This window comes from Saccharothrix lopnurensis, from assembly GCF_042658445.1.
Taxonomy (GTDB): Bacteria; Actinomycetota; Actinomycetes; order Mycobacteriales; family Pseudonocardiaceae; genus Actinosynnema; species Actinosynnema lopnurensis.
In genome coordinates, this window is record NZ_JBHSQO010000012.1 from 106946 (window position 1) to 119823 (window position 12878).

At 70.8% G+C, this 12878-nt stretch carries 11 protein-coding genes; 6 read left to right on the forward strand and 5 right to left on the reverse strand.

Going from position 1 to position 12878, the window contains the following annotated elements; translation table 11 throughout:
* Positions 1-26: 26 nt before the first annotated feature.
* From ACFP3R_RS14275 to ACFP3R_RS14295, 5 genes are all read left to right on the forward strand, one after another.
* The gene (locus ACFP3R_RS14275; protein WP_380636317.1) at positions 27-323 is read left to right on the forward strand and encodes a hypothetical protein; all 297 of its coding nucleotides are present in this window, start codon (positions 27-29) and stop codon (positions 321-323) included.
* A 135-nt stretch (positions 324-458) separates the two neighbouring features.
* The gene (locus tag ACFP3R_RS14280) at positions 459-1220 is read left to right on the forward strand and encodes a hypothetical protein (protein WP_380636318.1); all 762 of its coding nucleotides are present in this window, start codon (positions 459-461) and stop codon (positions 1218-1220) included.
* A 9-nt stretch (positions 1221-1229) separates the two neighbouring features.
* Positions 1230-3101, forward strand: coding sequence for a fumarate reductase/succinate dehydrogenase flavoprotein subunit (locus ACFP3R_RS14285; protein ID WP_380636320.1), 1872 nt, complete (start codon positions 1230-1232; stop codon positions 3099-3101).
* Between the two features lie 2 nt (positions 3102-3103).
* Positions 3104-3853: a succinate dehydrogenase/fumarate reductase iron-sulfur subunit gene (locus ACFP3R_RS14290; protein ID WP_380636478.1), complete on the forward strand. Its 750-nt coding sequence runs from the start codon at positions 3104-3106 to the stop codon at positions 3851-3853.
* A gap of 127 nt (positions 3854-3980) precedes the next feature.
* Entirely contained in the window at positions 3981-4790 is an 810-nt protein-coding gene (locus ACFP3R_RS14295; protein WP_380636321.1) for a ComF family protein, read from the forward strand.
* Positions 4791-4990: 200 nt separating this feature from the next.
* On the opposite strand, the gene ACFP3R_RS14300 is transcribed toward ACFP3R_RS14295, so the two are convergent.
* The 3 genes from ACFP3R_RS14300 to ACFP3R_RS14310 form a co-directional block, all read right to left on the reverse strand.
* Complete coding sequence (locus ACFP3R_RS14300) at positions 4991-7843, reverse strand: vitamin B12-dependent ribonucleotide reductase (protein ID WP_380636323.1); 2853 nt, start codon at positions 7841-7843, stop codon at positions 4991-4993.
* Between the two features lie 129 nt (positions 7844-7972).
* Entirely contained in the window at positions 7973-8428 is a 456-nt protein-coding gene (gene nrdR / locus ACFP3R_RS14305) for a transcriptional regulator NrdR (RefSeq protein WP_344039795.1), read from the reverse strand.
* Between the two features lie 598 nt (positions 8429-9026).
* Positions 9027-9512: a LysM peptidoglycan-binding domain-containing protein gene (locus ACFP3R_RS14310; RefSeq protein WP_380636325.1), complete on the reverse strand. Its 486-nt coding sequence runs from the start codon at positions 9510-9512 to the stop codon at positions 9027-9029.
* A 219-nt stretch (positions 9513-9731) separates the two neighbouring features.
* On the opposite strand from ACFP3R_RS14310, the gene lexA reads away from it, so the two are divergent.
* Complete coding sequence (gene lexA / locus ACFP3R_RS14315; protein WP_380636327.1) at positions 9732-10433, forward strand: transcriptional repressor LexA; 702 nt, start codon at positions 9732-9734, stop codon at positions 10431-10433.
* Here the strand turns inward: lexA and ACFP3R_RS14320 are convergent.
* Both ACFP3R_RS14320 and hflX read right to left on the reverse strand, forming a co-directional pair.
* On the reverse strand, positions 10364-11428 hold the full coding sequence (locus ACFP3R_RS14320; RefSeq protein WP_380636328.1) for a hypothetical protein: 1065 nt from the start codon (positions 11426-11428) through the stop codon (positions 10364-10366). The two genes, lexA and ACFP3R_RS14320, sit on opposite strands and share 70 nt — an antisense overlap.
* Positions 11429-11432: 4 nt before the next feature.
* The gene (gene hflX, locus ACFP3R_RS14325) at positions 11433-12878 is read right to left on the reverse strand and encodes a GTPase HflX (protein WP_380636330.1); all 1446 of its coding nucleotides are present in this window, start codon (positions 12876-12878) and stop codon (positions 11433-11435) included.

Below are 12878 nucleotides of genomic sequence, written 5' to 3' on the forward strand. Positions count from 1 at the left end.
GCACCGGACCCAAGGAGGTGCTGACCATGACGTCTTCCGAGATCGTGGCGCTGCGCCGGGCGCTCGGGCAGCTGCGCCAGTGCGTCGGCGGCCTGCGCGCGCGGTACGGCGACGTGGCCGCGGTGCAGAGGCTGGCCAACGACGTCGAGCGCATGGACATCGACGCGACCGAGCTGGTCGACCTGGACCGCACGCCCCGGCAGCGGGAAGCGCCCCGGGTCGAGCGCGAGGTCGTGGTCGTGCCCGACACGCCCTACGACCCGCAGCTCTGGCACGACGCAGACGACGAAGGGCTCGGCGGCTACCGCAGCCACCGGACCTGACCGACCCCCGACCGGCCCCCGCGTGAACCAACACCACGCGGGGGCCGGTTCGGTTTTCCGGAACACCCCGGAACACCCCGGTTCCGGGACCGATCCCGAACTGTCCCACCACAACGAAGTGGAACGAGGTGAGGTATGAGGGCGCAGATCGCCCGGCGCACACTGCGGACGGACCGGTGGTGGCTCCCACCGCTGGTCACGTTCGGTGGCCTGCTCTTAATCTCCATCTACGCGGGTGTGCGCACGTTCATGGGCGACCACTACTGGGTGGACGAGTACCGCTACCTGACGCCCATGTACTCGCCGTGCCTGAGCCAGGAGTGCGTGCCCGGCGCGGCCCACTTCGGCCGGCCGCTGCCCGAGTTCCCGGGGTTCCTGACCCCACCCGTGATCATCATCCCGTTCCTGCTGGGCTTCCGGCTGACCTGCTACTACTACCGCAAGGCGTACTACCGGGCGGCGTGGCTGTCGCCGCCCGCGTGCGCGGTCGCCGAGCCGCACGCCAAGTACACCGGCGAGACCAGGTTCCCGCTGGTCGCGCAGAACCTGCACCGCTACTTCTTCTACGCCGCCTCGCTGCTCCTGCTGATCAACGTCTACGACGCCTTCTACGCGCTGAGCGCGGGCGTGGGCCTGGGCAACCTGGTGCTGCTGGTGAACGTGGGGCTGCTGGCCGCGTACACGCTGTCGTGCCACTCGTGCCGGCACATCGCGGGCGGACGCCTCAAGCACTTCTCCAAGCACCCGGTGCGGTACTGGACGTGGACGCAGATCTCCAAGCTCAACGCCCGCCACATGCAGCTGGCGTGGGCGTCGTTGATCTTCGTCTGCCTCACGGACCTCTACATCGCCCTGGTCGCCTCCGGGACGATCACCGACCTGCGCTTCGTGAACTGAGGAGTGGTTTTGCCCGAGCTGGAACGGCATTCGTTCGACGTGCTCGTGATCGGTGCCGGCGGCGCCGGGCTGCGCGCCGCGATCGAGGCCAGGGAACACGGGATGCGCACGGCGGTGCTGTGCAAGTCGTTGTTCGGCAAGGCCCACACCGTCATGGCCGAGGGCGGCATCGCCGCGGCCATGGGCAACGTGAACTCCAACGACAACTGGCAGGTGCACTTCCGCGACACCATGCGCGGCGGGAAGTTCCTCAACAACTGGCGGATGGCCGAGCTGCACGCCAAGGAGGCCCCCGACCGGGTGTGGGAGCTGGAGACCTACGGCGCGCTGTTCGACCGGACCAAGGACGGCCGGATCAGCCAGCGCAACTTCGGCGGCCACGAGTACCCGCGGCTCGCGCACGTGGGCGACCGGACCGGGCTGGAGCTGATCCGCAGCCTCCAGCAGAAGGTCGTGTCCCTCCAGCAGGAGGACTTCGCCGAGACCGGCGACCACGACTCCCGGCTGCGGGTGTTCCAGGAGTTCACCGTCACGGACCTGGTGCTCGACGGTGGCCGCGTGGCCGGCGCGTTCGGCTACTGGCGCGAGTCCGGCCGGTTCGTGCTGTTCGAGGCGCCCGCCGTGGTGCTCGCGACCGGCGGCATCGGCAAGTCGTTCAAGGTCACGTCGAACTCGTGGGAGTACACCGGCGACGGTCACGCGCTGGCCCTGCGCGCCGGCGCGTCGCTGATCAACATGGAGTTCGTCCAGTTCCACCCGACCGGGATGGTCTGGCCGCCGTCGGTGAAGGGGATCCTGGTCACCGAGTCGGTCCGCGGTGACGGCGGCGTGCTGCGCAACTCCGACGGCAAGCGGTTCATGTTCGACTACGTCCCCGAGGTGTTCAAGGACAAGTACGCCGACAGCGAGGCCGAGGCCGACCGCTGGTACACCGACCCGGACACCAACCGGCGCCCGCCGGAGCTGCTGCCGCGCGACGAGGTGGCGCGGGCGATCAACTCCGAGGTCAAGGCCGGTCGCGGGTCCGAGCACGGCGGCGTGTTCCTGGACGTGTCCACCCGGATGCCCGCCGAGGAGATCATCCGGCGGCTGCCGTCGATGCACCACCAGTTCAAGGAGCTGGCCGACGTCGACATCACCGCCCAGCCCATGGAGGTCGGGCCGACCTGCCACTACGTCATGGGCGGCGTGCGGGTCGAGCCGGACACCGGCGCGTCCTCGGTGCCGGGCCTGTTCGCCGCGGGCGAGGTGTCCGGCGGGATGCACGGCTCCAACCGGCTCGGCGGCAACTCGCTGTCGGACCTGCTGGTGTTCGGCAAGCGGGCGGGCGCGGGCGCCGCGTCCTACGTGGCCGGGCTGGGCGAGCGGCCGGTGTGCTCCGACGAGGCGGTGGCCGGGGCCGAGCGCACGGCGGTGGCCCCGTTCGCCGGCGAGGGCGGCGAGAACCCGTACACCCTGCACATGGAGCTCCAGCAGGCCATGAACGACCTGGTGGGCATCATCCGGCGGGCCGAGGAGATGGGCCAGGCGGTCGAGCGGCTCGACGAGCTCAAGCGTCGGGCGGCGGCCGTGGTCGTCGAGGGGCACCGGCAGTTCAACCCGGGCTGGCACCTGGCGCTGGACCTGCGCAACATGCTGCTGGTCAGCGAGTGCGTGGCGCGGGCTGCGCTGCTGCGCACCGAGAGCCGCGGCGGGCACACCCGCGACGACCACCCGGGCATGGACCCCGAGTGGCGCCGCAAGCTGCTGGTGTGCCGGGTGTCCGGCGACGACGTCGAGGTGGTCGAGGAGCCGCAGGTGCCGATCCGGGCCGACCTGCTGGAGCTGTTCGAGCGCACCGAGCTGGAGAAGTACCTGACCGCGGGTGAACTGGAGGCGTGACGGTGGGTTACCAGGGACACTTCCGGGTGTGGCGCGGGTCCGCCGAGGGCGGCGGCCTGGAGGACTTCACCGTGGAGGTCAACGAGGGCGAGGTCGTCCTCGACGTGATCCACCGGTTGCAGGCCACCCAGACCCCGGACCTCGCGGTGCGGTGGAACTGCAAGGCGGGCAAGTGCGGCTCGTGCTCGGCCGAGATCAACGGCAGGCCGAGGCTGCTGTGCATGACGCGGATGTCGGTGTTCGCGGAGGACGAGACGGTCACCGTGACGCCGATGCGCACGTTCCCGGTGATCCGGGACCTGGTCACGGACGTGTCGTACAACTACCGCAAGGCCAGGGAGGTCCCGGCGTTCCGGCCGCCCGAGGGGGTCGCGCCGGGGGAGTACCGGATGCAGCAGGTGGACGTGGAGCGCTCGCAGGAGTTCCGCAAGTGCATCGAGTGCTTCCTGTGCAACAACACCTGCCACGTGATCCGCGACCACGAGGAGAACAAGGAGGCGTTCGCCGGGCCGAGGTTCCTGATGCGGGTGGCCGAGCTGGAGATGCACCCGCTGGACTCGGCGGACCGGGTGGGGCAGGCGCAGTCGGAGCACGGGCTCGGGCTGTGCAACATCACCAAGTGCTGCACCGAGGTGTGCCCCGAGCACATCAAGATCACCGACAACGCGCTGATCCCGATGAAGGAGCGCGTGGCGGACCGGCGTTATGACCCGATCGTGTGGTTGGGCAGCAAGCTGTTCCGCCGCGGGTGACCGCGCGGTGCCCGCCCCCTCGCCGGGGCGGGCACCCACCCCCGCACGGCCCGGCGGAAAATGCCGTGCGCGACGGGCCTCCGCCGTGCCACGCTGCCTGTTCCACCTGCTGCCTGGGGGTACTCGTTTGCCCGCGCCGACACCGCACCGCCGGTTCGACCGGCTGGAGGAGTGGAAGCTCGAACCGTCCGGGTCGTCCTGGTTCCTGAGGTTCCGCGGCGCGCGGGGCATCGCCGACCACGTCGTCGGCGCGCTGCCCCGGGCCAGGGCGCTGGCCGACGCCACCGCCGACCACCGGTGGCCCCACCGCGTCCGGATGGACTTCGCGCCGCCCGACGGGCTGGAGGACTTCCTGCGGCTGCTCGGCGAGGTGGTCGTCATCCCCGTCGGGTCACCGGGCGGCGTGGACGGCGCGGTGGCGCTCGACGACCACGCGCGGCCGGTCCGCGAGGGCTCGTCCGAACTCGCGCGCACCGAGCACGGCGGCCTGCTGCACCTGGTCAAGCACGGTGTCGGCACGCGGGCCGAGATCGACCGGGCCGGGCGGCGGCTGTGCGCCGAGCTGGCGGAGGTCGTGCTCCGGCACGAGTGGTTCGTCCGGTCCACCCGCCTGCTGCCGGTGCCCGGCCACGACCCCGGGCGCCCCGCGACCAGCGTGCTGCTGGGTCTGGCGCTGGGGCAGGAGCTGGGGCTGGACGTCACCCCGGTCGCCGACGACCGGCGGGTCCGGAAACCGGCCAGGCAGATGACGCCGCGGGAGCGGGAGGACCTGCTCACCGCGTTCCGGGTGGACGAGGACCTGAGCGGGCGGACCGTGCTGGTGGTCGACGACACCCACCGGACCGGGTACACCCTGGCGGGCGTGGCCAACGCGGCCCGCCGCGCCGGCGCCGACACCGTGCTCGGCCTGACCGTCACGCGCAACTCGCCGCGCTGATCCCCTCCGCGCAGCACCTGACGTACTCGACCTCGGGTGTCGCGGTGAACGCGCCACCGCGTCGGACCGGCTCCAAGCGGAACCGGCAGGGCTGACGGCTCGGGTGGTGGCGAGACGCGCTGCTCGCCACCACCCACCAGCGCCTACGGCGCCGCGCTTGACGCGACCGAGGTCGCGTCAAGCGCGGTTCCGCTCGTCCGTCAGCTGCAACCCGAGGTCGAGCCGCAACCCTCGCACAGGTAGCAGGAGCCGGCCGGGCGCATCTTCGTGCCGCACGTCATGCACAGCGGCGCGTCGGCGGCCTTGCCCAGGTGCAGTTCGAGCAGTTCCGTGGAGCTGCCGACCTTCACGTCCTGCGGCCTGGCCTTCGCCTCCGGCGCGGGCGACGGCGCGTTCGCGGGCGCCGCCTGCTCGGCCGAGCCCACCGAGGTGCGCAGCCCCTCCAGGTCCACGTCACCGCCGTTGTAGTCCGACGCCACCTGCGCGGTGCGCTCGTCGGCGGTGAAGATGCCCAGCTGGGCCCGCTTCTCCAGCGGCAGGTAGTCCAGCGCCAGCCGGCGGAACAGGTAGTCCAGCACGCTGGTCGCGATCCGCACGTCCGGGTCGTCGGTCATGCCCGCCGGCTCGAAGCGCAGGTTCTGGAACTTCGAGACGTAGAACTCCAGCGGGATGCCGTACTGGAGGCCCACCGAGATGGACATGGAGAACGCGTCCATCACGCCGGCCAGCGTCGAACCCTGCTTGCCGAGCTTGACGAAGATCTCGCCGAGGCCGTCGTCCGGGTAGGAGCCCGCGTGCAGGTAGCCCTCGGCGCCGCCGACCGTGAACGACACCGTCTGCGACGGGCGCTTCTTCGGCAGCCTCTTGCGCACCGGCCGGTACTCCACGACCGGCTCGACGGCCTTGGTCTCGGTCGCCTTGGCCGACTTGCCCGCCGACAGCGGCTGGCCGACCTTGCAGTTGTCGCGGTAGATGGCCAGCGCCTTCAGGCCCAGCTTCCAGCCCTCGTAGTAGATCTCCTCGACCTCCTCGACGGTCGCCGTCTCCGGCATGTTGACCGTCTTGGAGATCGCGCCCGACAGGAACGGCTGCACCGCGGCCATCATCCGGACGTGGCCCATCGGCGCGATCGAGCGGTCGCCCATCGCGCAGTCGAACACCTCGTAGTGCTCGGGCCGCAGGCCCGGCGCGTCCACCACGTGGCCGTGCTCGCCGATGTACTCGACGATCGCCTCGACCTGCTCCTCCTGGTAGCCCAGGACGCGCAGCGCGCGCGGCACCGTCTGGTTGACGATCTGCATGGAGCCGCCGCCGACCAGCTTCTTGAACTTCACCAGCGCCAGGTCCGGCTCGATGCCGGTCGTGTCGCAGTCCATCATCAGGCCGATGGTGCCGGTGGGGGCGAGCACGCTGGCCTGCGCGTTGCGCCAGCCGTGGCGGTTGCCGACCTCCTGGCACCGCTGCCACTCCCTGGTGGCCAGCGAGCGGACCGCCGCGTCGTTGGCGTGCAGGGTGCGGATCGTGTCGTTGGCCGCCGCGTGCTTGCGGACGACCCGCTGGTGCGCCTCGGCGTTGCGGGCGTAACCCGCGTACGGGCCGACGACGCCCGCCAGCTCCGCGGACCGCCGGTAGGCCACGGCCTGCATCAGCGACGTGATCGAGGCGGCCAGGGCGCGACCGCCCTCGGAGTCGTAGGCGTGGCCGGTCGCCATGAGCAGCGCGCCCAGGTTCGCGTAGCCGATGCCCAGCTGGCGGAAGTCGCGCGTGGTCTCGCCGATCGCGGGGGTCGGGAAGTCCGCGAAGCTGATGGAGACGTCCATCGCGGTGATGATGATCTCCACCGACTTGGCGAACAGCTCGGCGTTGAACGAGCCGTCGTCGGACATGAACTTCATCAGGTTCAGCGACGCCAGGTTGCAGCTGGAGTTGTCCAGGTGCATGTACTCCGAGCACGGGTTGGACGCGGTGATCCGGCCCGACTCCGGCGTGGTGTGCCAGTCGTTGATCGTGCCGTCGTACTGGATGCCCGGGTCGGCGCACTCCCACGCGGCCTTCGCCAGCTTGCGGAACAGGGACTTCGCGTCGACGTGCTCGATGACCTCGCCGGTCATCCGGGCGCGCAGGCCGAACTGGCCGCCGGTCTCGTAGGCGTGCATGAACTCGTCGGACACGCGGATCGAGTTGTTGGCGTTCTGGTACTGCACGGACACGATGTCCCTGCCGCCCAGGTCCATGTCGAACCCGGCGTCGCGCAGCGCGCGGACCTTGTCCTCCTCGCGCGCCTTGGTCTCGATGAACTCCTCGACGTCGGGGTGGTCCACGTCCAGCACGACCATCTTCGCCGCGCGGCGGGTCGCGCCACCGGACTTGATGGTGCCCGCGGACGCGTCGGCGCCGCGCATGAACGACACCGGGCCGGACGCCGTGCCGCCGGAGGACAGCAGCTCCTTGGACGAGCGGATGCGCGAGAGGTTCAGGCCCGCGCCGGAACCGCCCTTGAAGATCAGGCCCTCCTCGCGGTACCAGTTCAGGATCGACTCCATCGTGTCGTCGACCGACAGGATGAAGCAGGCGCTGACCTGCTGCGGGGAGGTCGTGCCGACGTTGAACCACACCGGGGAGTTGAAGCTGAACACCTGGTGCAGCAGCATCCAGGTCAGCTCGTGCTCGAACACCAGGGCGTCGCCGTCGGCACCGAAGTAGCCGTGCTCGACGCCCGCCTTGACGTAGGCGTGCACCACGCGGTCGATGAGCTGGCGCAGGCTGTGCTCGCGCTGCGGCGTGCCCACCGCGCCGCGGAAGTACTTGCTGGTCACGATGTTGGTCGCGTTGACCGACCAGAAATCGGGGAACTCCACACCGCGCTGCTCGAAGTTCACCGAGCCGTCGCGCCAGTTCGTCATCACGACGTCCCGGTGCTCCCAGGTGACCTCGTCGTACGGGTGCACGCCTTCGGTGGTGTAGACGCGCTCCACCTTCAGCCTGGCGTTCTTGGCGCCCGCGCCGTTGCGGGTGGCGGTCTTCTTCCCTGAGCCACCGACGGTCTCGGTCATCCGGGTTTCCCTCTCGATCAGGTGGTGTGGTGGCGCGACCACGTCCGGGCTCCCCGTCCGAGGCGGTCGCTCTGGTGTTTGTGACGTTCTGGTGTTCCGCTGTCGCTGTTCCGCGCCGCGGCGACGGGGCTAGTCGTCGCGCTGGGCGTCGCGGAGGTCGGCGATCTCCTTCTCGAAGTCCTCGACGGACGAGAAGGAGCGGTAGACGCTGGCGAAGCGGAGGTAGGCGACCTCGTCCAGCTCGCGCAGCGGGCCGAGGATCGCCAGGCCCACCTCGTGGCTGGGGATCTCGGCGACGCCGCCGGAGCGGATCGACTCCTCCACGCGGTGCGCGAGGTGCTGGAGGGCGTCCTCGTCGACGGGGCGGCCCTGGCAGGCGCGGCGGACGCCGTTGACGACCTTGTCACGGCTGAAGGGCTCGGTGACGCCGGAGCGCTTGACCACCGCAAGCACGGCCTCCTCGACGGTGGTGAACCGGCGGCCGCAGCTGGAGCAGGACCGCCGGCGGCGGATCACCTGACCCTCGTCGACCTCACGCGAGTCGACCACGCGCGAGTCCGAGTTCCGGCAGAACGGGCATCGCACGGCTGGTCTCCCCCTGCTTGAGCGCAGCACCCATCGCGTTAGTCCCCGGGAGGGGGAATACCCCAACCTGTGGACTAACTTCGTCGGTGCAACCACTAGATGTAGGGGTCAACCTATGCCCTGGGCCTACAGAGCCGCAACTCGGACAGGCCCTCGGCGTGTCACCCGTACGGCTGTATCCGCCCCCACCCCCGAACGGCCCTGCACCCTACCCCCACCCCCGTCCACCCCACCCCCGAACCTCGCGAGTCGTACCTCCAGACCTCGCGAGTCGTACGTTCAGGACCCCCGAGTTCAACGTTCAGGACCCCCGAGTTCAACGTTCGCGCACCCCTCGGTCACGGCCTTGGGTACCTGAACGTTGAACTCGGGGGTCCTGAGTGTTCGACACGGTGGGTCTGAACGTACGACTCGCGAGGTCTGAACGTACGACTCGCGCGACTTGAACGTACGACTCGCGGGGTCTGGGCGTACGACTCGCGCGACTTGAACGTACGACTCGCGGGGTCTGGGCGTACGACTCGCGCGTCCTGAACGTACGACTCGCGCGGGCTGGGCGTACGACTCGCGTGGGGGTGTGAGGTGTGGCGCGCGGGGGTTAGCGGGGGACGGTCAGGGGTTGGCCCGGGGTCAGGTCGTCGGTGGTGAGGTTGTTCAGGGTGCGGATGCGGGCCGCCACGGCGTCCGGGTCGCTGGCGGGGGCGCTGCGCTTGGCCAAGTCGTGGAGGGTTTCGCCGACCTGGACGTGGACCACGGCGGTGCGCTCGGGGACGGTGGTGGCGCCCGAGGCGTAGAGGTAGCCGAAGGTGACGGCGGCGGCCAGGGCGGCGGTGGCGAGCGCGTAGAGCGCGAACTGGACGGCCGGGTGCCGCTCCCGGCGCACCCGGCAGGCGGCCGCGTCGGGCGGGGTCTCGCGGGCCGGGGCGGGGGCACGGCGGGTGGACGGGCGGCGGTCCCGGTCCGGCACGTCGAACCGGCGCAGCACGCGTGGTCCCGGTCGCAGCCCGGCGCCTAGGGCGACGTCCTCGACCCCGGCCCCGTCGACCAGTTCGAAGCTGTTCCGGGTGCCAATGACCACCGCCATGATGCCCTCCATCGCAGGTCATCCGATCACGATCGAACCTGTGTTCGATCGAACGTCCGTGCGAATGTCTACCACTAAGTGCCGCATAATCGCCACGACACGCCGATACTTACTTCGAACAGGTGTTTGATCTGGACGCGCAACCCGACTACCGTCCACACCCGAAGATCGACGCAGAACCGGCCTGGGAATCGGAGCCGGTGAGGAGGGGAAAGCGCCGTGGCACGCAAGACCAACGACGACCTGAGCATCGTTGCGGAGGTGCCCTCCACGCCCGAGCCGACGGACATCGCGGGCAACGCCGGGCTCACCCTGCGCCAGCGCAAGGTGCTCGACGTGATCCGCGACTGGCTGGACCGGTTCGGCTACCCCCCGAGCGTGCGCGAGATCGGTGAGGCGGTCGGCCTGACCAGCACGTCCTCGGTCGCCCACCAGCTGCGCGCGCTGGAGAAGAAGGGCTTCCTGCGACGGGACCCGAACCGCCCCCGCGCGGTGGGCGTGCTGCCGACCGAGATCGTGACCGGCCTGGCCCCCACCTCCAGGCCCACCCCCGCGTACGTGCCCATGCTGGGCCGCATCGCCGCCGGCGGGCCGATCCTGGCGGAGGAGGCCATCGAGGACGTGTTCCCGCTGCCGCGCGACCTGGTCGGCGAGGGTGAGGTGTTCCTGCTCAAGGTCGTGGGTGACTCGATGGTGGACGCCGCCATCACCGACGGTGACTGGGTGGTGGTCCGCCAGCAGCCGACCGCCGACAACGGCGACGTGGTGGCCGCCATGATCGACGGCGAGGCCACGGTGAAGACGTTCAAGCGCCGGGACGACCACGTGTGGCTGTTGCCGCACAACCCGGCCTACCAGCCGATCCTCGGTGACGAGGCGTCGATCCTGGGCAAGGTCGTCGCGGTGCTGCGCCGCCTCTGAGGACGAACCCGGCGCGAACCTGCTGAAGGCGAACGGCGCGGGGACCCGGGAACGGGTCCCGGCTCCGGTGCCGCCGGGGTGGCGGTGGCCGGTGGGTCCGCGTCCGAGGTGGGCGCGGCGGTCGGGGTCGGCTCCGGGGGCACGGCCGCCGCGACGGCGCCCTCCACCCGGCGCAGCTGCGAGGACACCCCGCCGTTGCCGAACTCCGAGGCCGACAGCAGCGCGCCGTCCCCGTCGAACGCGATGGCCTCGCCCTGCGGCTCGTCCGGCAGCGGCACCTGCACCGGGTCGCCCTCCAGCGCCTTCGCCAGGTCGCCGTCCGGCACCGGGAACAGGTACGCGTCGGTGTAGGTGCGCAACGCGGCCACCCGGCCGTCCGCGCTCATCGCCCCGCCCGTCACCACCCGCGTCACCACCGGGTTGGTCAACGGCCCGCCGGGCGTCTCCGTGCCCCTGATCGACACCCGCGCCACCTGCTCCAGCGGGCTCGGCGCGTTCTCGATCAACCCGGAAACGGGCCGGTACACCAACGCCGAGCCGATCGTTTCCTTGGTGATGATGTGCGGAATTCCCGAGCCGTCCAACAACAACGCCTCGGCGTCGTGCTTTCCGTCAGGATACGTGAGGCGGTACAAACGGGCCGTGCCGTCGGGGGACACCGCGTGCAATGCCACGGTCTCGCGGGTCTTGCCGTTGTCGCCGGTGTCCGCCGCCCACAGGGTTCCGTCAGGAGCGACGGAAAGATCTTCAACGTCGAACGGGTTGATCGACGTGGTGATCGTCCGGGTGATCGCGCAATTCCGGTCCATCACCTGAACGGCCAGCCGGCCGTTGTCGCTGTCGTTCACCGCGAACAGCTCGTCCCCGCGCGCGGCGAGGCCGGACAGCTCCGACAGCCGCTCGTCGGTCACCGAGCACACGGCGACGGGGGCCGGTTCCGCGATCGCGGAACCGGCCCCCGTCAGCAGGCCGAACACCACCAGGACGGCGCGCACCGGCTCAGGCGCGGCTTCCGTCCACGGCGAACTGCTCCAGCGCGCCGGCCAGGTCGGGCCGCACCCGGGCGGACAGCTCCGTGCCCTCCTCGGTGTGCCGCTCCTTGAGCACCTCGCCCTCCCGGTGCACGCGCGCGACCAGCTCGCCCCGCGCGTACGGCACCATCGCGTCCACCACGACCTCAGATCGGGGCGTCATGGTCGCGATGCGCTCGCGCAGCTCGGGGATGCCCTCGCCGGAGTGCGCGGAGACGAACACCGCGCCGGGGAACAGGTGCCGCAGCCGGGCCAGGCCCAGCTCGCCCACCGCGTCGATCTTGTTGACCACGAGCAGCTCGGGCGGCATGGGCTCGTCGCGCCGCTCGGTGATCTCGCCGATCACCTCGCGCACCGCCTTGACCTGCTTCTCCGGCATCGCGTCGGACCCGTCGACCACGTGGACCAGCAGGTCCGCGTCGGCGACCTCCTCCAGCGTCGACCGGAACGCCTCGACCAGCTGGTGCGGCAGGTGCCGCACGAAGCCGACCGTGTCGGTCAGCGTGTAGGGCAGGCCCTCGGGCGTCTCGGTGCGCCTCGTGGTCGGGTCGAGGGTCGCGAACAGGGCGTCCTGCACCAGCACGCCCGCGCCGGTCAGCGCGTTGAGCAGGCTGGACTTGCCCGCGTTCGTGTACCCCGCGATGGCCACGTTCGGCACCGCGTTGGCGACGCGGCGGTGGCGCTTGGTCTCCCGGACGACGCTCATCCCGGCGATCTCGCGGCGCAGCTTGGCGATGCGCGCGCGGATGCGCCTGCGGTCGGTCTCCAGCTTGGTCTCACCGGGACCGCGCAGGCCCACGCCGCCGTTGCCGCCACCGGCACGACCACCGGCCTGCCGGGACAGCGACTCGCCCCACCCGCGCAGGCGCGGCATCAGGTACTGGAGCTGGGCCATCTCGACCTGCGCCTTGCCCTCCTTGGTGGAGGCGTGCTGGGCGAAGATGTCCAGGATCAGCGCGGTGCGGTCGATGACCTTGACCTTGAGCCGCTCCTCCAGCTGCCGCAGCTGGCCGGGGGACAGCTCGCCGTCGCAGATCACGGTGTCCGCGCCGGTCGAGATCACGATGTCGCGCAGCTCGGTGACCTTGCCCGAGCCGATGTAGGTGGCCGGGTCGGGCCGGTCGCGCCGCTGGACGAGACCCTCGAGCACCTCGGAGCCCGCGGTCTCGGCGAGCAGCGCCAGTTCGGCCAGGGAGGCGTCGGAGTCGGCCGCCGTGCCCTCGGTCCACACGCCGACCAGCACGACCCGCTCCAGCCGCAGCCGGCGGTACTCGACCTCGGTGACGTCCTCGAGTTCGGTGGACAGCCCGGCGACGCGCCGCAGCGCCGCGCGCTCCTCAAGAGCCAGTTCGCCGGTGGACAGCTCGTCGTCTTGGTCGAGCCGGTCGTTGGTTCGGTACGTGTTTTCCGTCAT

What these genes read in the sequence shown, in the direction of transcription:
- ACFP3R_RS14310 (WP_380636325.1), bottom strand. Translation starts at nt 9,512, where the DNA reads ATGGCGGTGGTCATTGGCACCCGGAACAGCTTCGAACTGGTCGACGGG.
- ACFP3R_RS14280 (WP_380636318.1), top strand. Translation starts at nt 459, where the DNA reads ATGAGGGCGCAGATCGCCCGGCGCACACTGCGGACGGACCGGTGGTGG.
- ACFP3R_RS14300 (WP_380636323.1), bottom strand. Translation starts at nt 7,843, where the DNA reads ATGACCGAGACCGTCGGTGGCTCAGGGAAGAAGACCGCCACCCGCAAC.
- hflX (WP_380636330.1), bottom strand. Translation starts at nt 12,878, where the DNA reads ATGACGGAAAACACGTACCGAACCAACGACCGGCTCGACCAAGACGAC.
- ACFP3R_RS14275 (WP_380636317.1), top strand. Translation starts at nt 27, where the DNA reads ATGACGTCTTCCGAGATCGTGGCGCTGCGCCGGGCGCTCGGGCAGCTG.